The following is a 22,282-nucleotide window of genomic DNA, read 5'->3' on the forward strand; positions in this document are numbered from 1 at the left end:
ACCGCCCCCTCCCGGAACTCGGCGTCGTACGTACGTCGCTTCCCCACCCTCAACTCCTTATCGGGTCACGACTCCACGCTACGAGGGGAAGCACACATCCCGCCCGAGGCCACCCATCTGCTCACCCATCCCGCTCTGACCGGCATGAGCCGCGAGCGCTTCGACCAACTCGTCCACCGGCTCGAGCCCTGCCGGGACCTCCTGGCCGAAGCAAACCGCCAGGCCGAGGGCCGCGACCGGCGGGGCCGCAACCCCGGCTTCGGCGTCCTGAACCATCGTCATCGGGTGCTGGCCGCTCTCCTCAGCTCCCGCAACACCGTCACGATCACCCTGATCGCCCGACTCCTCGGGCGCCCACAGACCACCGTGGCCTACCACGCCCACGCCAGCAGGCCGCTCCTGGCCTTCGGAGGAACTGAGATGACCTCGATCCTCGTCAACCGCCGGACCCACCCGCCACGCAGCATCGACGTGCTGAAGGACGTGATCGAGCGTCACGACCTCAAGATCGAAGCAGGCAGTAGTTAAGTTACGGCTCCTCACCAGTTCGTCTCGCCGGCGAAATACTTGGCCGCCTTACGCAGGATGTCCCGCTCGGTGGCCAGCTTCCGCTCGCTAGCCTCAAGCTCGGCCACCCGGGCCTCCAACTGCCGGATCCGCTCGTCCGGATCGGCCGACGCAGCCGGCCGTCCTACCCGAGGCGGCGGTGTCCCGCCCCGACGGGCGTTCGCGGGCGCGGTACCGCGGCGGTCCCGGTCCCTCAGCACCCACTCACGCAGCGTTTCCCTGTTGATGCCCAGGTCAGTGGCGATGTCCTTGTACGTCGCCCCGGGCGTGGACTCGTACAGGGCCACGGCATCGGCCTTGAACTCGTCCGAGTAGTCCTTCATCGCCATCGGCGGTGCTCTCGCTTCCTCCGGATCAAGCAGATCCAGTATCAGCGTGTCCACCCATCAGGGCGAAGGCCCTCCGTCCAACACGGAGACGATGACCATGCCCCTCAATGACCAGCACATCTGGGCTCTGCTGAGGGGCCTCGACGATCCCGACCACATCGAGTTCCCTCGGAACTACGACCACACCGCGACGCGAGCCCAATTCGATCAGCTCGCAGCCACGCTGGACCAGCGGTTCCGCTGCACCTGCAGCGTCGATCGAGGTGTCCAGGACGCCAGCCACCACGGGACGATCGTCGTCCCCATCACCGCAACGGCCAGCGGCGACCACATCGCCATCAGGGTCAGCAACTTCGGCAACCTCGTCGCCGTGACGCTGGGGAACCCTGGAAGCTATGACGAGGAGGAAGAGGGCATCCTCTTCGAGAGCAGCGACCGTCGCCGCATCGATGACCAACTCGAAGCACTCGGCTACATCGCCGTCTCTGAGCACCTGCTCTGGACCCGATACGACGGTGACAGCAACCTCGGGTCCTACTACGGGCCACGGACATGGTGGGACCGCTTCTTCGACTACCTGTAAGAGCTCGTAACACGATCACGGGGCAGCCTTCTTGAGGCGGCGCCAGCAGATCAGTGAGCAGGCCAGGGAGACGAGGCCGTTGTGAAGGTCGAGGCGTCGTTCCCAGCGGATGGCCAGTCGCTTGAACTGGTGGAGCAGGGCGAAGGTCTGCTCCACCACGTAGCGGAGCTTGCCAAGTCCCTTGATGTCGGGCTGCCCCTTGCGGGAGATGACCGGCAGGATCCCGCGTCTGCGCAGTTCGCGCCGGTTGGGGTTGCTGTCGTAGCCCTTGTCGCCGAGGAGGGCGTCGGGGCGCTTGCGGGGATGGCCGACCCGGCCGGCCACCGGCGGTACTCCGTCCACCAGGGCGAGGGTCTGGGTGACGTCGTTCACGTTGGCCGCGGTGGTGATCACGTGGAGCGGGGTGCCACCGCCGTCACAGATCAGGTGGTGTTTGCTGCCCGTCTTGCGGCGGTCGACCGGCGACGGGCCCGTCGCGGCTCCCCTTTTTTCGCGCGTACGTGGGAGGCGTCCACGCACGCGCGGCTCCAGTCCAGTTCGCCGGCCGCGTTGAGCTCGGCGAGCAGTATCCGGTGCAGCAGGTCGAAGACGCCGGCCTCCTGCCAGCGCTCCAGGCGCCGCCAGCATGTCTGGCCGGAGCCGAAGCCCAGCTCCAGGGGCAGCTGCTGCCACGGGATCCCGGTGTGGAGAACGAAGAGGATGCCCTGCAGGCAGAGCCGGTCCGACACGGGCTTCGGTCCCGGTGACCGCTCGGGCCAGGCCGGCAGGACCGGCTCGATCATCGCCCACAACTCGTCATCCACGGCCCACGGCTTGGTGCTCACGCCATCACGAACAGCTCAATCGTCGTACCGGTTACGGCCGACCTGCACCGATTCACAAGATCGTGTTACGAGCTCAAAGCCCGCCCGAGCCGGCTCTGCGCGGCAGGTATTCGGACAGTTTCAATACCCGACGTCACCATTACACGTCCGTCTCCGCCTCCAGCGCGACGCCATCGACCTCCTCGGCCACGCCCTCCGCATACCCTCGAAGTCCGCCAGCGAGCACGGCGACGGCGACGAACCGCCGACTTGTGCAGCCCCCGCCTGCTGACGTTGCCGTCAACTACTGCCGTCAGGCTCCTACGAGAGACCAAAGCAGCCCCGTCGGAAAACCCGGCGGGGCTGCTTTCTGCATACCAGATTAGATTCCTTCATCGCGCACAGGCGGATGCCGGAGACTTGTAGCCGCAACCGCAATCTACGACCATCTGGAGAGCATTGTCACGGAGTTCCTAGAATGCCTGCCACTGTTTCGTGAACCTGGGTGGAAATACGAGTCAGCTGCCTGGCCTCGTCAGCTCCACGCGCAGCCCTTTCCATCTGCCACTCGATGAACATCGGAGCGAACCAGATGAGCTTCACGAGCCTCGAATCGACCATCTCACCGGGCTGTGGGATCTGTGAAAGCAGTGCCACGTAGGCCTCACCTGCGTCCAGATCGAACTGCCCCGACCGGAGCTTCCCAAGGAATCCCGACTCATCATCCCAGGCCGCATCTAGCAGCTCCAGCAACCCTTCCAAAACAACCTCCTACGGCCAGGAGCCAACGATCGCATCCGCTGGCACATTTTGCCAGAATAGCACCTCAGAGTCCTTCCTGGCATAGGCGCTGTGCCTCCGACTTGACGGGAATGGCCCATCAGAAATATCCGCATACCTAAATTGCATGCGGCGCAGATCAATTGCCACCACCCCGTGACCCTTATTGTATTTCACAAAGGCAATGTCCGGATCATAGCTTGAAGAAATCCAGGGTGACATCTTTTTTCCGGCAACATGCGACAGTGGCGACACACCGGCGTTGCCAGGAGCCCGCGCCGTCAGTCCCACCGACGGATTCTCGCCCTCGGCAAGGGCCCGGTAAACAATATTTCCTTCCGGGTCTCGCGCGACATCGGCAGGTGTTGGGCAACTGTTGTGTACCAGGACCGGCGTGGTGCCCGCCAGCACATAGTACGTGTGAAGCTGGTTGACCGTCAGGTTGTGGAGGTTTGCAGAGCCGGGCTTTATGCCGACTGCGGTGACGAGGACGTGTGCGCCCTTGTCGGTGAGAAGGTCGTGGCCCGTTGTCAGTTTTCCGGCGGGGACGAATGAGTGGGTGGTGTCGTCCCAGAAGGGGTGATCCGCGTTGGTGTGGATGGTTTCGGAGACGCCGTTTTCGGGCTGGACGGCGAGGTCGATGAGGTCGTCGTCATGGTTGACCCAGGTTGCGGTGACGGTGTGGGGGTCTTGGGCGACTGCCGTGGCTGGGTCTGCAGATGCGACTTGGTCACCGGCGACTATGTCGGCGATCGGTTTGGTGGTGCCGTCCCCCATGAGGACGAGGGTCTCTGGGGCGAAGCTGCATCCGCCCTTGAGTAGGCCCTTGAGCCTCGCCGCAAGCTGCCCGAAGTAGCCTGTCTCTCCCGCCTCCGCTGTCGCTGCGGCAGCGGCAGGTACAGGCATGACCCTCTTGGCAACCAAGCCGACGGCAACCATGGCGGTGATCTGTCCGCCGAGGTAGGCGTACTCGCCGTTCTTTACTTCCTCTTCAGCCGCGTGATAGGTGTCGATTCCATTTTCGACTGCCGCGCCCATGGGGTTGGCGGCATCCACAACGTCCTTGGCGAGGTTCTCGCAGGCCCCGTCGCGGAGTTTCAAGCACCCGCCGAGGTCGGCCAACGGCTTCACGGCGCCCATGGCCATGGAAGCTCCGGTGTCGATGACACCGTCCCAGAAGCTGCGCTTCTTCTTGTCCTTCTTGGGTGGTCCGCAGTTCGCGCTGCACCCGCCGGTGGTGATGGGGCCGCCGTCAGTGTAGGCGGCGGTGCCGCCGTTGCCGGGGTCGGTGCCGGTGCGGACGGGGTCGGCTTTCCCGTGGCAGTCGTCCAGGCAGACGCTGAAGAGGCCGGTGGGGTCGCTTTTGGTGATGGGGTTGCTGCCGGCGTAGTTGTAGCCGCCGAGTTGTTGTGCGTCGGTGGGGTCGAAGAGGGGGTCGGGGCTGATGAAGCGGCCGGTGACCGGGTCGTACTGGCGGGCTCCAAGGGTGGTGAGGTTGCTGGCGGTGGAGGTGGGGGCGTTGAGGAAGCCGCGGTTGTCGGGCCAGGTGGCGGGTGTGCCGCGGGGTGCGCCGTAGGGGGTGAACTGGCGCCAGGTGGGGTTCTGGCAGGTGTTGTCGAGGATCAGGCCTGCGCTGCCGTGGGGGTCGGCGATCTCGAAGCGGTAGTTGGTGCTGGTGCCGGTGCGGACGGTGGTGCCGCCGCCGGGCAGCGGGTAGTAGCGGGTGCCGGTGAGGGCGCTGGTGGTGGTGTTGAGGGTGATCTGCTGGCCGGACAGGTAGAGGGTGGTGGTGCCGGTGTCCTTCTGGAGGAGGACCTGGCCGTCGGCGTTGTAGACGTAGGTGGAGTTTCCGGTGGTGCCTCCGGTCACCGAGGTGAGGCGCCCGGCGTCGTCCCAGGCGAGGGTCTGGGTGCCGGTGGCGGGGGTGGTGCGGGTGGTCGTGTTGCCTGCGGCGTCGTAGTGCAGGGCGGTGCCGCCGGTGGCGGAGGTCAGGGTGTGTGCCTGGCCGGTTCCGTTGCCGTTGTAGGTGTAGGCGGTGGTGGTGTCGGTCCCGCCGGTGGTGGAGTGCTCGGTCTGGCTGGTGCGGTTGCCCAGCGGGTCGAACGCCCACTCGGTCCAGTAGGCGCCGCCGGTGATGGCGTCACCGACCTGGGAGTGCGCGGCGCCGGTGGGGGCGGTGGCGCAGGAGTCGGTGGCGGTCCAGGCCTGGGTCAGGCGGTCGAGCTGGTCGTAGCCGTAGCACTGGGTCTCGGAGGTCGTACCCTGCCGGGTGGAGACCTGGCGGGTGATGTTGCCGGCCTTGTCGTAGTCGTAGTGTTGCTTGTCCACGTCGACGGCGGGGCCGATGGCGGCACGGGAGACGAGCTGGTCGGTCAGGCGGCCGGTGTGGTCGTCGTAGGTGTTGGTGATGAAGCCGAGGTTGCCCGGGGCGCCGATGGTGGTCTGGTTGACCCGGCCGTAGGCGTCGTAGGTGGTTCCCTGTGCGTACCCGTAACTGGCGGTGGCCAGCCCGTTCGGGAGGTCGAGGGCGGTGGCGTAGGAGTGCAGGACCGTCTCGGCCGGCAGGCCCGCGCCGAGGGGGTAGACGTCGCTGTAGGGCAGGCCTGTGGTGGTGGTGTAGTCGTGCTTGAAGGTGTAGTTCTTGCCGAGCTGGGTGCCCTCGGTCGCGGACGGGATGGTGATGGTGTCGCCGAGGGATTCGCCGAACTTGTTGAACCCGAGCGACTGGGTGACGTACGCGGCGCCGCCGCTGTAGGACGTCGTCGTGGTGGCGTGGCCGACGGGGTAGCCCATCGAGGCGACGGCGTTGTTGTCGTTGTCGTAGACCCAGGATGCGATCTTGTTCGCGGCCGTCTGGCCGGTCGTCGGCGCCGTGTAGGTGGCGGTCTTGCGGTTGAGGACGTCGTAGGTGGAGCTGACGTTCTTGCCGCGGGAGTCGGTGGTCTGGAGGAGGTTGCCGGCGTCGTCGTACTGCATGGTGCTGTTGCCGGCGTCGGGGTCGTTCTTGGCAGTGGCCTGGCCGAGCAGGTTGTAGGTGGTGGTCCAGGTGGAGCCGTTGGCGGCGACGGTGTTCTGCTTGCCGTGGCCGTCGAAGCCGTAGGTGATGGCCTGGCTGGTGCCGCCGGTGAGGGTGTAGGTGCCGGTGAAGGTGTCGGCGGGCGGGGTGACGGTCGGGCGGGCGGTGTAGTCGTCGAGTTCGGCGGTGCGGCCCAGCGGATCGGTGACGGTGGTCTTCACGGTGCCGCCGGCCGGCGGCACCACGGTGGTGCGGTCACCGCCGTAGACGGTGGTGGTGCTCTCCTGCACCGCCGCGTACTTCAGGGAGTCGGTCCGCACCGCGCGGCCGAGGCCGTCGTAGGTGGTGACCTGCTGGTTGGGGATCTGCGAGTCCTGCGCCGAGGCCAGCACCAGGTTGGGCAGCGTCCCGGAGTCCCAGTAGGCGTTGTTCTGCTTGCGGACCCAGCCGCGGGAGTCGTAGAACGACTCGGTGATCAACCGGCCGCCCTGCGGCGTCGGCGCCTGGGTCTGCCGCACCCGACCGAGGGAGTCGTAGAGCGTCACTGAGGTCGCGTACCCCAGGGAATCGTTCAGCTTGTCGGTGGTGACACCGGACAGTCCTGTGTTGGAGACGGTGTAGGTGTACTTGGCGTTCGCCGGCTCCGGGCTGGTGCGGCTGTTGGCCCACACGGCGGTGAGCCGGCCGAGTGCGTCGGACTGGCTGGACGCGGTGACGCCGTTGACATCGGTTGCGGCGAGAGTCAGTGCGCGGGCCGGGGCCAGGGTCGTCCGCACGCTCTGGTTCCTGGCGTTGGTGACCGTGCTGCCGGTGGTCAGGCCGACGGCATCGACCGTATAAGCCGTGGTGGTCGCGTTCCCGTTGGCGTCGTAGGCGACCAGGGGACGACCGTAGGCGTCGTAGGTGGTGCGCTTGCTGGTCACCCAGCTGTAGGCGCCACCGGTGTAATCGACGGCCGTGCGCACCATCGTGGGGTTGCCGACGGTCGGTGGTGCGCTCTGCGGGAAGGTGGTGCTGAAGGTGGTGTCGTCGTAGGACGTGCGGGTGGCGGTGATCACCTGCGCCGGGCGGTTGACTGTCGCCGGTGCGGTGAGGGTGTTGTAGCCGGCCGGGACGGAGGCGGTGGTGCCTTGGGTGAAGCCGCCGCAGGCCACGGACACGCTCTCCTGGGAGGCCACCAGGCCGACCAGGTTGAGGGCGGTGTTCGCCGGGGCGTAGGTGGAGGTGGTGCAGCGGTCAAAGGCTGCGATGGCCGGAACGGTGTGGGTGTAGCTCGTTGTCGGCAGGCCGAAGTTGACGTCGGCCGGGTCGGCGACGTAGCTGTTGTCCGTCTCGCCGACCCGCCAGGTCGTGGTGCCGGAGGACGTGACGGCCTGCCGGGTGTAGGTCTCGGCGTCCTTGACGGTGGTGGCCTTCAGGGCGGGCAGGCCGGTGCGGTTGCGGGTCGCGGTGGCCGGTGAGATCCAGTAGGACGTGATGGTCAGGTTCTCGACCGCGCCGGTGTCGCCCTTGTAGGTGGTGGCTTCCAGCTGGCTGCCGGACAGCTGGTCGCTGTCGGTGTGTGTGCCGCCCTGGGAGTCGGTGAGGGCGACGGTGCGGGTGGAGGTCGGGGTCAGGTAGTCCCCGTCCATGCCGCGGTGGTAGCTGGCGGTGTTCTTGGTCTTGCGGTCGTTGGCGCCGTCACCGCCGTAGGTGGTGACGGAGGCGTAGCCGCGGAACTGGCCCCAGGTGCGGTACTTGGGCTGGACGAGCTCGTTGTCGTCGTAGTGCCAGGCCGCGCCGCCGCCGTAGCTGTAGGTGGTGGCCTTGGTGGTGGCGCCGCCCGTCTGGTCGGCTTCGAGTACCTGGGTGACGGCGTACTTCTGGAACCAGTCGGTGACCGGGGCGCTGTAGAACGGCGGCGTCCAGTTCACCGGGTAGCAGGAGGCGGTGTTGGTGGAGGGGTTCGCGGAGGCGATGGAGGCGGGGGTGCAGGGGTTGGGGAGGCCGTAGGTGATGCCGGTGACCGTGCCGAGCTCGCCGGTGATGGAGGTGAGGCGGTAGCGGAACATCCCCGGGAAGTTGGTCGTGTCGACCCGGTTCTGCATCGTGGTGCCGCCGAAGACGGTGGGCGGCAGGGTGACCGGGCTGCTGGAGCCGCCGCCGGTGGTGTCGTTGCCGGTGCGGGTGACGGATGCCAGCCACAGGGTGGGCGAGGTGCCGTCACCGGTCGGCGGTTCGGACTGTGTCAGGTCGTAGGTGTCCACCGGCAGGTACTTGCCGGCCGGGACGGAGTACTGGCTGGTGGTGATCTGCTTGAGGCGCACGGTGGAGAAGAACGCGGGCGCGTGCGAGGTGCAGGTCGCGCCGCTGTTGCAGATCAGGTCGAACGGCACGTCCGGGTACTGGGTGCCCGCGTTCGCCGCCGAGATGGGATCGCAGGTCGCCGCGGTGCAGCGCGTACCGGTGGTGAAGGCCACCTGGTCGGGGACGGTGCCGAAGGCGCCGCCGTCGTTGAACCCGTAGTCGATCCGCGCCAGGTAGGAGTCACGGACGTACTTGGTGTTGGAGGCGCCGTTGTTCTGGCCGTAGTAGTTGGTGTCCTGGTTGTACCAGTAGGACATGGCCTGGCCTCGGGTGTCCTTGACGTAGTCAAGGTGCCACTTGTAGGCCATGGTGCAGGCCGACGAGGTGAAGCCCGCGGCGTTGTAGCAGGGGTCACCGGGGTGCGAGGAGTACACCGGCATGGAGTCGACGGAGTTGGTCACCGGCTTGCCGGCGCTCCAGCCTGGCAGCTGGTTGAGGCCGAAGGAGTACACCGTGCCGGAGCGGTCGGTCACCGTCCAGTAGTCGGTGTTGTACGTGCCGGTGCCGTTGTTGGAGCCGGTGACGTGGGTGATCTTCTCACCGCGGTCGTTGGCCGGCTTCCACACGGACTTCGCCGCGTCCCAGATGAGCGCCGACGACGCGCCGTTGAGCGACAGGGTCAGAATCGGGCCGGCATAACACTCGTCACTCGTCTCGGACGGCGACGCGGTGCCTTCCGGCTTGTCGGCGCAGGAGGTGAAGGTCTGCTCGATGTAGGAGTCCGGCGAGGACCAGCCGTCGCCGATCCAGGAGGCCTGCGCCTGGGTGGACGCGGTCTTGCCGTCCACGACGGCCGAGTCGTAGCCCAGCGAGACCTTCGGTGTCAGCGAGGTCGAGGCGCCGGGGGTTCCGATGGGGTACGAGTAGGTGAACGAGCCGCTGTTGCCGCCGCCGCTCCAGCTGCCGCTGGGTGCGAGGGGGGTGGCGGCGTAACTGCCGCTCGCGCCGCCCTCCTGACCGGTGGAGTCCGTGGCGGCCAGCACCTGCGGTGCCGCCGCGGCGGAGGCCTGGAGAGCAGTCGTGCTCTCGCCGGACCAGGTGGCGGGAGTTGCCCGGTGTGAGTCCTGGGTGGTGGAGGACTTGGTGACGGTGGCGGGGGTGCCGAGGTCGACCTCGGCCGACACGGACGCCGTCTTCGCATCCCGCTGGGTGGTGAGCGGTGTCTGGACCCGGCAGGCGGGCACCTCGGGCGTGGCCAGTGCGCAGGCCGGCAGCGAGACAAGGTGGAGGCGGGAGGCGTAGTTGCCTCCGTAGGCCTCTGCGAAGGTGGAGTAGTCGACGCCGACCCTGACGCTGCCCTGCCCGGCGGTGGTGGGCTTGACGGTGAAGAGCACGCCGGAGATGCCGAGGTCGGCCGACTTCTGACGGTCGAGGACGCTGATGCCGACCTCGCCGGGCCCCTGGTAGGCACCGGCCGCGGGCTTGGCGGCCTGGACCCACACCGGAGTACCGGTCACCGCCTGCTTCGCACCGTCGGACTTGTCCGATGGGGCCGCGAGGTGTGCGCTGCCGCTGGTGGCCTTCGGCCAGGCGGTGGCATGCGGGGTGTAGGTCTTGCGGGCCTCTCCGCCGGGTGCCTGGCCTGGTTTCGGGTCGAGGTTGTGAACGCCCTTGACTGCTTTGGCAGAAGGCGCTGCAGGCAGGGGCCCTCCGCTCATGGGGGCGGCGTAGGCGGGCGCTGCCAGCAGTGCGGACAGAAGAGCCGTGACGGATATGAAGGGCAGCCAGGAGCGCCCTGATGCGGGCGACTTACGGGGTGTGCGTGGTCGACGGGCGTCGACGGGTATGCGCATTGGCGCGTGGCACCTCTGTGGTCAGCTGCGCGCAGGCAGCACGGAACACCGGCGTGATCACCGCCGGGTGCGTCGACTATGGCAAGTCACCTGACTGCAAGTCACCATCCGATGGGCCCTCAGCTGCCGCTTTGGGAAAAGCTTTACCCAGAACTTATGACCCCATAGGGGACAAAGGATCTGCAATCCTGCGCGTCGAGTCGACCGGCCTGCTCGCCGGGTGATCGCTGTTGCCTTCACCTTCCCCGCGGAGGCCGTTCCGGCGTGGACCGTCACCATCGGCTTGGCAAAGGCTTTATCAAGTTTTCCAAGCGGCATATCCGACATACCGTCAGGAATCCTCTCAAGGGCCCGTCGCAGCGAAGGAAAGCGCGTTCGAGTGATGGGTTCTGACGTGCAAGTCTTCCCGCGAAGCTGCCGCAGGCAGCGCCGACACGACTCTGTGAGAGGCGGAGCTCCTTCCCGTGCCAGTACCCACACCACGCAGCCGCATCCTCGCGGCGGCCCTCACCGGGGCACTAACCGCAATGACGCTCACCGCCCTGGCCGCCCCCGCACACGCCGGCCCCGTGACCGCCGCCCCGAAGACCGCTCCGACCGCCGCGTTGACGGCCGACCAGGCCTCCGCCAAAGCCCGCGCCACCGGCCAGGCCGTCCCCGTCGACGCTGCTACCACCGCGACAGATCAGCTGACCGCCAACCCCGACGGCACCCTCACCCTCAACCAGGCCCTCGCCCCGGTCCGCAAGCGCAAGGACGGTACCTGGAAGCCCCTCGACGCAACCCTCGCCAAGCGCGCCGACGGCTCCATAGCCCCCGCCCTCACCACCAGCGACCTCACCCTCTCCAAGGGCGGCAACGGCCCCCTCGCCGTCATGAAGTCCGGCACCCGCTCCCTGTCCATCACCCTGCCGGACGCGCTCACCAAGACCCTCCCGGCCCCGGTACTCGACGGGCCAACCGCCACCTACAGCGTGCTCTCGGGCGTGGACCTGAAGGTCACCGCCGACGCGCAGGGCGGCTTCTCCGAAGTCCTCGTGGTCAAGGACGCCACCGCCGCCGCCAACCCCGCGCTCAGGTCGCTCGCATTCACCACCAAGACTGCCGGCGTCGGCCTCACCGCGGACCCTGCTGGCAACATCGCCGCCAAGGACCCTCACGGCAAGGTGGTCTTCTCCGCACCCGCCCCCGTCCGCGGCGTGTGGGACTCCAGCTTCGACACCACAGCCCCCACCGTTACCGACCCCACCACCGGCGCCACCCTCGACGCCCGCAGCGGCAGCCCCGCGCGTTCCAGCGCCGCCGCCCCGGGCGCCACCGCCCGCACCGCGCCCCTCACCGCGGCCGTCAACGCCAGCTCAATCACCCTCACCCCCGACCCCGCACTCCTAACCGGCCAGAACACCGTCTGGCCCCTCTACATCGACCCGACCTACTCCAGCGCAGGCAGCCCGCTGTACGACTGGACCTACGTCAATTCCGCCTTCCCGACCACCAGCTACTGGCACACCTCGGACGCCACGGGACTTCGCGTCGGCTACAACGGCTGGGAGTCCCCCAACTACGTCGGCCGCGCCTACGCCCGGATGGGTGTCCCCAGCAGCATCTACGGCGCCCAGGTCACCACCTCCCGGTTCTACGCCACCGAGACCTGGTCCCCCTCCTGCACCGCCACCCCGGTGGAACTGTGGTGGACCGGCGGCATCTCCTCCGCCACCACCTGGAACAACCAGCCCAACTGGACGGGCAGGAGCGACACCCAGACCGTCGCCAAGGGCTACTCCAGCGGCTGCCCCACCGCCTCCGTCGGCTTCGACACCACCTCGCTGATGCAGTCCGCAGCGAACGGAAGCTGGGGGGACGTCACCCTCGGTCTCAAGGCCTCCGACGAGTCGGACAAGTACGCGTGGAAGAAGTTCCAGCCGTCCACGATGTACATGTCCACCACCTACAACCACACCCCCAACACACCGGCGCCCCTCACCACCTCGCCGCAGACCTCCTGCGGTGGAACCCCGACCGTGATCGGCAACGGTGACGTCACCCTCTACGCCGGCGTCAGCGACCCCGACGGCGGCACCCTCGGAGTGGCGTTCACCGCCGTCAAGACCTCAACCGGGGCCGTCGTCGCCTCCAGCACCACCACCACGTTGTACGCGACCTCCGGCACCACCGCCTCGCTGCTCATCCCCAGGGCCACGCTGGCAGCTGCGGCGGGCAGCTCGCCGACTGACTTCTCCTGGAACGTTCTCGCCAGCGACGGCATCGCCAACAGCCCCACAAGCGCCACCTGCACCTTCACGTTCGATCCGACCGTCCCAGGCGCACCGAGCATCTCCCAGCCGGGCAGCTCCTACACGGTCGGGGCCGCCGCCACCTTCACGGTCACGGCGAACCCCACCGGCACCGCGCCCTCCAGCTACCTCTACCAGCTCAACGGCGCAGCCCCTGCCACCGTCGCCGCGTCCTCCGGCAAGGCGACCGTGACCATCAAGCCGACGCGGCGGGTCAACACCCTTACCGTGACGGCGGTCTCCGCCGGTGGGAACATCGGCGACTCCGCCAACATCGTCCTGAACGCCACCGCGCCCGCAACCGCGGCGGAGAACGACCTGACCGGCGACGCGCACCCCGACCTGGCGGTCGTCGGCAACCGTGCCGGCCTTCCGGCAGGCCTGTGGCTGTCCTCCGGTACGACGGTGAACACACTCAATTCCGCCGCAGACAACATCGGGGCACAAGGCACCGCGATCAGCACCAATGGCAGCCCCACCGACTGGAACGGCCTGCAGGCCGTCGTCGGCCACTTCGCCTCCGGTGACGGCTTCAACGACGTCCTCGCCTACAGCCCCGCCACCGGAACCGGCACCGTCCTCTTCGGAAGCGGCGACGGCTCCACCCTCTCCCCCGCCTCCGGCGCCGCGGTCAAGGTCATCGACAAGGCCTTCACCACCGGCTCCGGCTCCAAGGCCACCCGCATCGCCAACGCAGGCTCCCTCTACAACACCCTCAACGACGAACCCGTCAACGGCTTCCCCGCGCTCATGCTGGTCCTCGACGGCTCCCTCCAGGTCGAACAGGCCGCCGTCGCCCCCGGCGCCTTCGCAGGCACCGCCGGCGCCATCCCCATCACCGACACCAACCCCACCGGCACCGGCAACTGGACCGGCTGGACCATCACCACCACCCTGATCAACGGCCTGCCCGCCCTCTTCGCCCGCAACGACACCAGCGGCCAGCTCTACTACTACAGCCCCCAGAACCTCCTCGACCTCCCCATGGGCAACCCCGCCACCCCCCTCCAACTCGCCGCCACCGGCTGGGACGCCACCACCAAACCCGTCCTCCAAGCCGCCGACATCGACCGCAACGGCACCCCCGACCTCTGGGCCGTCGACGCAGGCGGCAAGGCGTCCCCCTACCTCTTCAACGGCACCACCCTCAGCAGCACCGCCAACCAGACCCTCGTCACGCCCACCCACACCTGGGCCCTCAACGACAGCACCGCCAACGGCACGGCCGTCACCACCGCCAAGGACACCACCGGCACCACCCCTCTGACCGGGCAGGCCGGCGCCACCTGGAGCACCAAGGACATCTTCAACCCCGACGTGCGCCTGAACGGCACCAGCACCGGCGTCATGAGCAGCACCGCCGCCCTGTCGCCTTCGGCGGACTTCACGGCCTCAGCGTGGGTGAAGGCCGATGCGACCGGCGGCGTGCTGCTCTCCCAGGACGGCACCCAGTCCGCGGGCTTCATCGTCTACGCGGACAGCGCGAGCAAGCAGTGGTACTTCTGCATGTCGCAGACCGACAACAGCGCGTGGGCGTATGACTGCGTCCACGCCGGCGCGGGCGGCGGTCTCGTTCAGATCGGCACGTGGACCCACCTGACCGTCAGCTACAACCGCACGTCCAACGTCATGGCGTTGTACTTGAACGGAATTGAAACGGTCGCCGGGCTGCACAGTCCCGTGGCCGGGTTCACCGGCGGATTCCGGGTAGGCGACTATCTGTACCAGGGCAGCCACATCAGCCCTTTCAAGGGAGCAGTCTCCAACGTCCAGACCTGGGCCGGGACGACCCTCAACCCCAGCCAGGTCGCGCTGCTGTCCGGTACTCCCGGCTACGTCCTGTTCCCCAGCGACGACACCAACTACGGCAGCGGCAGCGCCTGGACCACCGCCCGCGCCACCATGGGATTCAACTCCGGACTCCTCACCATCACCGAAGCGGCCGGCGGCACGTGGAGCCAGGGCAGCAGCGGCTATCCCAACGCCGTGCTGACTCTCCAGGGTGACGGCAACCTCGGCATCTACCAGCAACCCGCCCACATCGCCGGCACCGGACTGTGGTCTGTCGGTATGGCGTCGCCCGGCGACACTATGTTCCTGCAGCCGGACGGCAACCTGGTCATCTACCGCTATGACGGATGGCCGATCTGGGCGTCCGGCACCGTCAACTAGCCACGCCCGCGTTACAACCACGTGTTCAGGGCTGCCCGGGCCGACTTGGCCCGGGCAGCCCCGCACCCAAGCTTCTCTCTTCGGACACCAGCAGCCTGGTGCATGGGTCAAGGAAGGGCTCAAGGAACCGGTTTCAGCCTGGCGGGCACGGGAAACAACGCTTCGTTTTCCTCAGGCGAGCCTGCTCTCTTGGTAGTCCTGGTGATGCGTACCTCCTGTCGGCCGGCTTCGTCGCTGGTGGGGAGTTGCGCTTGGGGTCCACACTGCCCGCCTCGCGAGAGCGGGGTCTGGTACGGGTGCGTCGCCTGCCCCGCATGTCCGTCCGCCCCTCACAGGAGCGGGGGCAGCCAGGCCAGCCCGGATCCGGCCTGCCCCCTCACCGAGGACTCCCCGGTCGGGGAACAGGCCAGGGGGCTCGGAGATTCTGCTGTCCTTCCCGGGCCTGGGCATCCAGCTCGCGGCCCGAGTCCTGGCCGAGGTCGGCGACGACCACACCCGCTTCGCCGACGCCCGCGGCCTCGAGGCCTACCCGCCTACCCGCCTACCCGCCTACCCGGACAGCTCCAGCACCACGAACGGTTCGACGAAGACACCGCCTTCCCCGCACCAGCTCTCAGCGCAATCGCGGGCTGACCAGTTGCTTCGCTGAGAGTGCTGCACAGCTTCGGCCGTTGACACCCCGGTGGGGCAGACTGCCCGCCATGACAACCGCTGATCACGACGTCCCGACCACATGGAGCCGCATCGGCACCTGGCTCACCGCGCACACCCAAGGCGGCCGAGCAAGGCCAGCGTCGGATGCCGCGCGTCTGGACGCCTTCGAGGCGGACCTCGGCCTGCCCCTGCCCGCCGATCTGCGGGCCTGGTGGCTGCTGCCCGGTGTCAGCGCGAGCTACTGGATTCCGGAGGCATTCGCCCCAGTCCCGCTGGACGAGGCCTTGGAGACCCACGAGATCTGGCTCCTGGTCGCCGAGCAGGAAGGCGAGTCGTTCGAGGACAACGGCCAGCCCGAGACGCGCTATCAGCGTGAGTTCATGCCGATCGCGCTGAGCCCCGGCGGCGACGGGCTGGTCGTCGACATGCGCCCAGGTGACACCCACGGCGCGGTACTCCTCTGGGACCACGAGACCTGGATCCTGGACGTTCCCCAGTGGGCCGCGGTGACTTCGATGCTCCAGGACGTCGCCCATGCGTTGGAGGCCAGCACGCCCGCGCTGCTGAGCCACGCAGCCCTAGGCGGCTCCCAGGAACCCAGAACCGCCGCAATCGACGGCGCACTTGATCTCACCTGGCAGCCCATCACCGTGTGACCCGCCAGAGCACCTTGTCGCAGCCAGCCACAGCGGTCGATCATTCGCGGATGAGACCACAAGCGCAGACGTTCGTGGCCGACGGCCCTCTCCCGGACCGGGATGCCGAGGGAGAGGAGATCGACTGCGGCCGGACGGCTGCGCCTCTCTACGTGGTGGCCGGGGCGGTCTCGTCGTCCGCTGGGCCGCAATCGCGCCTGATCAACGCGTGATGGTCGTCGACGTCTCGGCGGCGTGGGTGGAGCAGATCGTGCCCGGCGGGCTGATCGTGGTGCCGTGGGGCACCGAGTACGGCGGTGAGGCCGTCGCCCGCCTCACCGTCACCGAAGGCGGCACCGCCGAGGGCCGCTTCACCCGCTCGTCCGCGTTCATGCGCATGCGTTCCCAGCGCGGCGTGCGGCCGCCGTTCGACGCCTACCTGAAAGGCCGGCCGTGGCCGGCCGACGGCCGACGCTCCACCACCCCGCTCTCCCCCGCCCACACCGGCGGCTGGATCGAGCAGTTCGCGATCGGCCTGCAGGTCCCCCACGTGTTCTGGCGCAGCGAGCGTTACGACGACGGCACCTACACCCTGTGGCTGCACGATAGCGCCGACACCCGCACCTGGGCCAGCGCCGACTGGGAACCCGGCCGCACCGGGTACGAGGTCGTGCAGGCCGGGCCGCGGTCGCTGTGGGACGAGGTCGAGGCCGCCTGGCGCTGGTGGGACGCCCAGGGCAGGCCGGGCTTCACCCGGTTCGGCCTCACCGTCGACCGCACCGGCCAGCACCCCTGGCTCGACACCCCCGACCACCGGGTGAGCACGACCTTGGCCCGGTAGCCCACCCCGCCGCTGGTGCGGGCGACGGGCCGCCGGAACCGGTATCCCGTCACGTGCCCGGAGTTGAGGCGCACGGCGGCCTTGAGCACCTGTCTGCAGCGGCCCTTCTCGCACGGGCCGCGGACCCGCTGCGAGGAGCCGTGGTCCGGTGCGGGACGCGGCCGCAGACCAGTGGCGGGGGTCGTGGGGGCGGAGAGGGCAGGATTCGAACCTGCGCGGGCCCCAGGGGGCCCTGCTCGGCCATCGCTGGCCAGGCACCCGATGAACCGCTCCGGGCACCTCTCCCCGTCCGGGAACATCTCTCGCTCCCTGACGTGCCATCAGGATGCCCCGGACGCCTGACCGGGTGCTGACACCCGGCTGACCACAGCGCTCCGCCCGGTCGGCGCAGGCTCCCCGGCCCGGCACGGATACGGCGGTGGCCTGCTGTCAGGCCGCGGCCCGGGCCGCCCGGTGGCGCGACGCCCGGACGCGGGCGGAGGCGCGGGTGCGGGTGCGGGCCGCGTCGCCGGCCCGGATCCCCTCGGCGGCGGGGGTTGTGGCCGCAAGGCGCGCCCGCAGCCGGTGGATGCGCAGGTCCAGCGCGATGGCGATCCGGCGGCGGGACCCGTCGCGCACCGCTGCCACGGTTGCGGCGCTCGTGCGCAGACGGGCGGCGAGGTAGGTCGCGGTCCAGCCCTGCGCCGCCGGCTCGGCCAGGACCGCGGCCGCCGGAGCGGCACACGTCAGGCCCCGCCCCCGGGACGGCCGCCCGCGCCCGGCCGCAGCCTTGGGCGATTGCCCGTCGCGCTCGGCCAGGCCCCGCGCGGCGTCACACCGATGACGTCCGGCCGCTCGCAGGGTCGCGGGCCACGGCGACCCGCACGGATCGGCACCGGGTATCGGTGAGGCGTGGTTCAGCGGGCGCTGCCGAGGTCACGGTCACTGTCGGTGCCTTCGAGCAGGAGGGTGGTCTCCTCGATGCGGCGGAAGCGGCCGTCGGCGGCGAACTCGGCGAACAGGTAGACCTCCATGCGGACGGTGGAGCCGTCGATCTTGTCGACCTCCATGGTGTGGCGGTCGGCGTAGCGGGTGCCGTCGGTGAGTTCCTCGTGGACCTGGACCGAGCCGCCGGCCAGGACGGTGCGCAGGTGGGCGATGTGGGCGAGGAACTCGGTGCGGTCGGCCCAGCTGCCGTCGGTGCGCTGGCGGTAGTCGGGGGCGAAGTGGCGCTCGGCGGCCTCGGCCAGGTCCAGGCCCGGGGTGAGGAGCAGGTCGGTGAGGGCGGTGCGGATGTCGGTGTGGACGGCGGTGGGGGTCATGGCAGGTCCCTGAGAGCGGTTTCGAATGGGGTTGTGCGGTGCGGTGCCTGGCGGGGCGGGTGTCAGGCGCTGGTGGTGGCGAGGGTGTCGTCGAGCCAGTCGTAGATGCGGGCCAGGGCGAGGCGCATGGCGCCGGGGTGGCAGTGGGCGCCGGCGCCCTCCGCCACGGTGAAGTGCATCAGGGTCTTGGGGCAGGTGAGGTGGTCGTAGAGCTGTGCGGGCTGGCCCTTGAAGAACTCGTCCTCTTCGGCGTCGCAGACCAGGGTGGGGCACTGGATCTTCTCGGCGATGCCGTCGGCGAGGGTGTGGTCGAGGTAGGCGGCACCGAAGGCGCGGGGGGTGTCGACGCCCATGACGTACATGCCGTGGTTGAACGCCCAGCGTGCGGTGGCGTTGTCGGCGATGACCGCGTCGAGGGCGGCGTCGAGTTCGGGGGCGTGCTCGGCGCGCAGCAGGCGCTCGGCCTCCTCGCGGTCGTGGGGGGTGAAGCGGACGGAGACCTGTCCGAGGTCGAAGACGCCGTCGACGGCTATGCAGGCGGCCAGTCGGTGCTCGAAGGCCGCGGCCCTGGGGGCGAGCAGGCCGCCCATGCTGGAGCCCAGCAGCGCGATCCGGCTGTTGTCGACCTCCGGGAGGGTCTCGGCGAAGTCGATCACGGGGGTGATGACGTTCTCCCAGTCGGTCCGGAAGACCAGGCCCTGGTGGTGGAGCGGTCCGGGCTGGCCGGGGCCGTCGAAGGCCAGCACGGTGTAGCCGCGCTCCAGGGCCGCCAGGGCGCCACCGAAGTGCATCTCCTCGGCGGTGCCGTCGAAGCCGGAGTGCATGATCACGGTCGGGCGCGGTGTGCCGGTGGTGTCCACCCGGTAGAGGTAGCCGGGCAGGGTGGTGCCCTCGTAGGGGATCTCGACCGGCTCGATGATCGGGGTGAACAGCGCGGCCGCCGCCCGGAAGCAGGCCACGCTGCGGTCGTAGGCGTGGTCGTGGCGGGGGTCGCACGGGTTGCCGTGCAGGAAGAACTCGGCCGATCGGTAGTAGTTGGAGGCCCGCAGGAACCCGTCCCGGGCGCTGACCTTGTGACCTGTCTTCAGTGCGCGCTCGGCCTCGTCGGCCACCCGGTCCGCGGTGGCCAGCCACTCGGTGTGCCAGCTGTCGTAGTCGCCCTCGACGATGCGCTCGCCGGTGGCGACGACCTCGCCGAAGTCGGCGCCGCCGTAGGCGATGTGGCTCATCGAGCGCAGGGTCTCGTACCAGAACTGGGTGTTGTTCGGGAACAGCAGGTTCTTCATGACGGCCTCCTCGGCGTTAAGCACTGATCTGTGCTTGTGATGAGGACTGTAGACCCCTGGGCCGCCATTAAGCAAATATCTGTGCTTAGCGCGTAGAGTGAGGAGGTGCCTAAACAACCCTCCGAACGCATCCGCAAGAGCCCCGAGCAGGTCCGCGCAGCCGTCCACCGGGCGGTCATCGACCTGCTGACCGCCTCCGACGGCGCCGACCCCACCATCCCCGCCATCGCCCAACGCGCCGGCGTCAACCACACCAGCATCTACCGACGTTGGGGCGGCCGCGAGGCCCTGCTCGCCGACGTCGTCACGACCCGACTCGAACGCAACTCACCGCTGAACGACACCGGCAGGCTGCGCGGCGACCTCACCGCCTGGGTACGGGCCGGCGTCGACAGCATCCGCACACCCGAGGGCCGCCTCCTCATCCGCGCCGTCGCCCTGTCCATGCCGGGCAGCGCCGACGCACAGACCGAGCGCGACCAGCACTTCCGGCGTCGCTTCCAGTCCATCGAGAACATCCGCGAACGCGCCACGGCCCGCGGCGAGAACCCCCCGCCCCTGGACCAGATCCTCGACCAGCTCATCGCACCGCTCTACATCCGGGCGATCTTCGGCATCGACCCACCAGCCTCCGGCTACCCCGAACTCCTCGTGAACCGACTACTCGGCAACCGACCGTTGGTCATAAGGGGGCGCGCCACACCGGGGAGACCCCGCACCAACCCCGCACTCGCCACCGACGCCCTCGCCGCGGCCTGGCTCCAACTCGGCAACGACCGGCGGGCGTTCCTCGCCGGCCACGCCGCCCACCGCCCCCCCGGCCGAGGCCTACAACGGCGCCCGCGACGCGGTACGCAGCTCGGCCGGCCCCGGGCAGCGCCGCGCGCCGGACGGGGTGAGCGCCGCCGTCGACACCGCGCCCCGGCACCGCGGTTACGGGGGCGGGCCGGACCTGGACGTGGGGGCGCTGGTGTGCGGGGTGTGGCTGGGCGCGCGCCCACGCGGGCGCACCGCCGGCCAGGCCGCCGAGCTGACGCGCGCGGCCGCCGCCGAGCGGCTGGCCGGCGCCCGCGTCGCGGACATGACCCGGCTGCCCCCGCCGCCGCGCACCCTCGGCGCCGGATACGACAACCCCACCGCATGGGCGAACCGCGAACCGGCGCCGTGGTGGCCGGCGGCAATCGAGGCGATGTGCGCCCGACTGGAGGCCGACTTCGAAGCCGAGTCCGCCGGCGCCGCCACCCGCCTGCTGCTGGTCCGCAACTGGCCGCTGACCGGCACCCGGGACGCGCCGGTCGCCTACCTGGCCGCGTGCCCGGTCCTCGGCCCGCTCGTGGCCCACGACCACCGCCGGGTGGACGACTACGTGTCGTGGAGCGGCGGCGACACCGCCGGCCCCACCTACAGCGCGGTCCTCCAAGCCCCCGCCCACTTGGTCGCGAAGATCGAGAAGGAACAGGCCGCCCTCTCCCCCCACGACGGGTTCAGGTTCACCGCCGGCCCACCGGCGACCGGCGGTGCGGGCGACCTCGAGGCGGCCGACGACCTGCTGCGCACGGCGTTCCCGGTGCTGCCCGGCGACGGCGACGGCGAACCGCCCCGGCCGCCCGGCGCCGTGGCCGCGCAGCGGCGCGCCCGCCGCGCCGGGCGGGCCCTGCACCTGGACGGCGACGAGAAGCAGCTCCACCACACCGCGGCCCGGCCGCGCGACGGCCACGGCTCCTGGGTACCCGACGGACCGGACGACGCCGAACACCTCGCCAGGATCGCGCCCTGGCTGAGCTGGAGCACCCTGCGCGTGGACGTGCTGTGCGGCGCCGACGGCCGCGCCGACCGGCGGGCCGGCCTGTTCGGCACCCTCGAATCCGTCACCGCGGCGGGCATCGGGCTCAGCCCCGGCGGGCGACACCGCCCCAGCACCTGCCCCGGCACCGGATCGTCACCCTGGCCCTGGCTGTCCGAGCCGAGGTCGGCGGCACAGATCCCGGCCGACGAACCAGGGACGCTGGCACCGGAGCAGCGCCGGGCGCTGGAAGAGATCGACCCCTTCTGGTGCCCCGCCTGGCCGATCACCTGGCAGCGCGCGTATGTCGGGGCCAGGCCCTGGTGGCTGGAGTCGGACGGCGGGCCGACTGGCCGGCCCTCCCGATGGAGACCGAGTTTCGAGGGCGAGCAGGTAGGCCGGTTCATGGTCAGGGTCCGGGCGGAGTGGCCGGCGCTGGAGGAGGAGCAGCGGGACCTGCTGTCGGCGGTCGGCGTCGAGGAGGACCAGGAGCTGGTGGCCGCCAAGGCCGCTGCTGAGGCGGAGCCGACGGTGTCCCGCACGGACCGGTTCGCCCAGGGCTTGGCGGCGCTGGCGCAGTTCGTGGAGCGGGAGCGCCACGCCATCGTGCGTCGCCCGCGCAAGGAGCCGGTAGAGGCCGTGGAGGCCAGCCCCGGCGGTGAGGAGCAGGTGGTCGTGTCGTACTTCGCGCCGGGTACCTGGCTCAACAACCAGAAGGCCCGCCGGGCGAAGCTGACGCCTGGCCAGCTGGCGCAGCTCGCCGAGCACGGCGTCGAGTGGGCGTAGCGGGCCGTCCCGGCCGCGCTGGTGTGGTTGCCCGGCGGTAGGCTGCCGGGGCCCGGAGAAAGCACCGGAAGGCCGTCCCCCAGGGCAGACCTCCGCCGGTCGCTGACCTGTGGTGGTCTGCAGGAATCCGACATGGGCTTTCGTCGTCCGTGACACGCGGTGCTGCGTACCGAGTGTCAGCAGCCGTCCAGCCGTCAGCACTGGGTGGCGCGCTGAAGTTTCCCGGCGATCTCGGTGGCCTGAGCGATGATGTCCCTCACGATGCGCTCATGGTCCGGATCGGCGACCCGGGTGAGGACATCCTCGTCGAGAC

The 22,282-nt window shown here is 69.5% G+C and carries 12 protein-coding genes and 4 pseudogenes; 8 read left to right on the top strand and 8 right to left on the bottom strand.

The features are described from left to right. Positions 1-528: pseudogene (locus ACIOFR_RS39470) on the top strand (hypothetical protein); the annotation flags it as partial. An 11-nt stretch (positions 529-539) separates the two neighbouring features. On the opposite strand, the gene ACIOFR_RS39475 reads toward ACIOFR_RS39470, so the two are convergent. Further along, positions 540-950, bottom strand: a complete 411-nt coding sequence (locus tag ACIOFR_RS39475) for a transposase (RefSeq protein WP_401005246.1) — start codon at positions 948-950, stop codon at positions 540-542. A gap of 37 nt (positions 951-987) precedes the next feature. Between ACIOFR_RS39475 and ACIOFR_RS39480 the strand changes: the two genes are divergently transcribed. Continuing rightward, positions 988-1,479 carry a hypothetical protein gene (locus ACIOFR_RS39480; protein ID WP_401005248.1) on the top strand — a complete coding sequence of 164 codons (492 nt, stop codon included), beginning with the start codon at positions 988-990 and terminating at the stop codon, positions 1,477-1,479. A 15-nt stretch (positions 1,480-1,494) separates the two neighbouring features. Here ACIOFR_RS39480 and ACIOFR_RS39485 read toward each other — a convergent pair. From ACIOFR_RS39485 to ACIOFR_RS39495, 3 genes are all read right to left on the bottom strand, one after another. Then, positions 1,495-2,261, bottom strand: a protein-coding gene (locus tag ACIOFR_RS39485; RefSeq protein WP_229913224.1) for an IS5 family transposase whose coding sequence is annotated in 2 segments (ribosomal slippage) — positions 1,495-1,970 and positions 1,970-2,261 — 768 coding nt in all. Because the reading frame shifts where the segments join, the coding sequence is not laid out codon by codon here. 483 nt (positions 2,262-2,744) lie between these two features. Further along, positions 2,745-3,044 (bottom strand): hypothetical protein, encoded by a 300-nt coding sequence (locus ACIOFR_RS39490; RefSeq protein ID WP_401005250.1) that lies wholly within the window; start codon positions 3,042-3,044, stop codon positions 2,745-2,747. A gap of 9 nt (positions 3,045-3,053) precedes the next feature. Continuing rightward, positions 3,054-10,082, bottom strand: a complete 7,029-nt coding sequence (locus tag ACIOFR_RS39495; protein ID WP_401005252.1) for a polymorphic toxin-type HINT domain-containing protein — start codon at positions 10,080-10,082, stop codon at positions 3,054-3,056. A 662-nt stretch (positions 10,083-10,744) separates the two neighbouring features. Between ACIOFR_RS39495 and ACIOFR_RS39500 the strand changes: the two genes are divergently transcribed. From ACIOFR_RS39500 to ACIOFR_RS39515, 4 genes and pseudogenes are all read left to right on the top strand, one after another. Then, positions 10,745-14,683 carry a hypothetical protein gene (locus ACIOFR_RS39500; RefSeq protein ID WP_401005253.1) on the top strand — a complete coding sequence of 1,313 codons (3,939 nt, stop codon included), beginning with the start codon at positions 10,745-10,747 and terminating at the stop codon, positions 14,681-14,683. Between the two features lie 415 nt (positions 14,684-15,098). After that, positions 15,099-15,212 (top strand): annotated as a pseudogene (locus ACIOFR_RS39505) (transposase); the annotation flags it as partial. Positions 15,213-15,384: 172 nt separating this feature from the next. After that, positions 15,385-15,993 carry an SMI1/KNR4 family protein gene (locus ACIOFR_RS39510; RefSeq protein ID WP_401005255.1) on the top strand — a complete coding sequence of 203 codons (609 nt, stop codon included), beginning with the start codon at positions 15,385-15,387 and terminating at the stop codon, positions 15,991-15,993. A gap of 211 nt (positions 15,994-16,204) precedes the next feature. After that, positions 16,205-16,813: a hypothetical protein gene (locus tag ACIOFR_RS39515; protein WP_401005257.1), complete on the top strand. Its 609-nt coding sequence runs from the start codon at positions 16,205-16,207 to the stop codon at positions 16,811-16,813. A 190-nt stretch (positions 16,814-17,003) separates the two neighbouring features. Here ACIOFR_RS39515 and ACIOFR_RS39520 read toward each other — a convergent pair. From ACIOFR_RS39520 to ACIOFR_RS39535, 4 genes and pseudogenes are all read right to left on the bottom strand, one after another. Further along, positions 17,004-17,098: pseudogene (locus tag ACIOFR_RS39520) on the bottom strand. A gap of 144 nt (positions 17,099-17,242) precedes the next feature. Next, a complete protein-coding gene (locus tag ACIOFR_RS39525) occupies positions 17,243-17,431 on the bottom strand; it encodes a hypothetical protein (protein WP_401005259.1) in 189 nt (62 codons plus the stop codon). A gap of 278 nt (positions 17,432-17,709) precedes the next feature. Then, positions 17,710-18,114 (bottom strand): nuclear transport factor 2 family protein, encoded by a 405-nt coding sequence (locus ACIOFR_RS39530; RefSeq protein WP_401005261.1) that lies wholly within the window; start codon positions 18,112-18,114, stop codon positions 17,710-17,712. A gap of 62 nt (positions 18,115-18,176) precedes the next feature. Then, positions 18,177-19,400: an alpha/beta fold hydrolase gene (locus ACIOFR_RS39535; RefSeq protein WP_401005263.1), complete on the bottom strand. Its 1,224-nt coding sequence runs from the start codon at positions 19,398-19,400 to the stop codon at positions 18,177-18,179. A gap of 105 nt (positions 19,401-19,505) precedes the next feature. On the opposite strand from ACIOFR_RS39535, the pseudogene ACIOFR_RS39540 reads away from it, so the two are divergent. After that, a pseudogene (locus ACIOFR_RS39540) lies at positions 19,506-20,048 on the top strand (TetR/AcrR family transcriptional regulator); the annotation flags it as partial. A 247-nt stretch (positions 20,049-20,295) separates the two neighbouring features. Beyond that, the gene (locus ACIOFR_RS39545) at positions 20,296-21,969 is read left to right on the top strand and encodes a helicase associated domain-containing protein (RefSeq protein ID WP_401005265.1); all 1,674 of its coding nucleotides are present in this window, start codon (positions 20,296-20,298) and stop codon (positions 21,967-21,969) included. Positions 21,970-22,282 lie beyond the last annotated feature (313 nt).

This window comes from Kitasatospora sp. NPDC088346 (assembly GCF_044740765.1).
In the GTDB taxonomy this organism is placed as follows: Bacteria; Actinomycetota; Actinomycetes; order Streptomycetales; family Streptomycetaceae; genus Kitasatospora.